The following is an 848-nucleotide window of genomic DNA, read 5'->3' on the forward strand; positions in this document are numbered from 1 at the left end:
GGACTCCCCCGAAGGAAATGCGCGAACGCGAAGCCAAGAAGGGTCATATCCTGCCGGAAAAGATGGAAGGCGGCCTCACCAACCCGCTCGGTGCCCGCGCCATGTATCTCGGCTCAAGCGAATTCCGCATCCACGGCACCAACCAGCCGCTCTCGATCGGCCATGCCGCCTCTTCCGGCTGCTTCCGCATGGCCAACGAGGATGTCGAACACCTCTATGCCAGCGTGACCATCGGCACCAAGGTGATCATTCGCGACTGAAGGATTTCGAACCCGTAGAAAAGCCGGCCATGTGCCGGCTTTTGCTGTTTTGTGGTTGAGACGCATTCACCGGAGTGGCATTTCACCGCTCGCCATCAGAAAAAGAATCCGTCGTGCGACGCCGCATGCTGTGCGATCCCATCGAAGATCGATGAGAACTCCCACTGATCCTGAATGACGCCGCTTCTGTGCGACGTCGGCTCGTGATCGGTCGTGTCCTTGGTCGCTGCAATGTCGCGCGGCAGTTCCCACATGCCGATGCCGGTGATCCATGGCGTCTTGGCGGCAAAGGCTGTCACTTCGCGTGCATCTTCCAGCGTGAACACTTCGCTGGTCTTCGGGTTCTGCCAATTGTCGTTCTGACCGATCATCGGCGTGATTGCGATCTTCACATCATCCATGCCGAGCTTGAGCAATTGCCTGTGCACCGCCTTGGCGGCGTCGATCGCATTCTCCCCCATGTCGGGATGTTTCTCGCCGSTGAAATAGTCCATCGCCATGATGTTGACGACATCGAGATCGACGTGGTCAGCCTTGGCCTGCTTGAGAATGCCGAGCACATTGCCGCCGGTATAGCTCGTATCATGC

The 848-nt window shown here is 58.2% G+C and carries 2 protein-coding genes; one reads left to right on the forward strand and one right to left on the reverse strand.

Annotated elements, in window-relative coordinates; all coding sequences use genetic code 11:
• Positions 1 to 260: L,D-transpeptidase (locus AC1D0P_RS26245; RefSeq protein ID WP_477679404.1), on the forward strand; the 260-nt coding region annotated here is incomplete at its 5' end.
• Positions 261 to 355: 95 nt separating this feature from the next.
• Here the strand turns inward: AC1D0P_RS26245 and AC1D0P_RS26250 are convergent.
• On the reverse strand, positions 356 to 848 hold a 493-nt coding region (locus AC1D0P_RS26250; protein ID WP_477679405.1), incomplete at its 5' end, for a glycoside hydrolase family 18 protein.

It is taken from the genome of Polaromonas sp. P1_G2 (assembly GCF_056405515.1).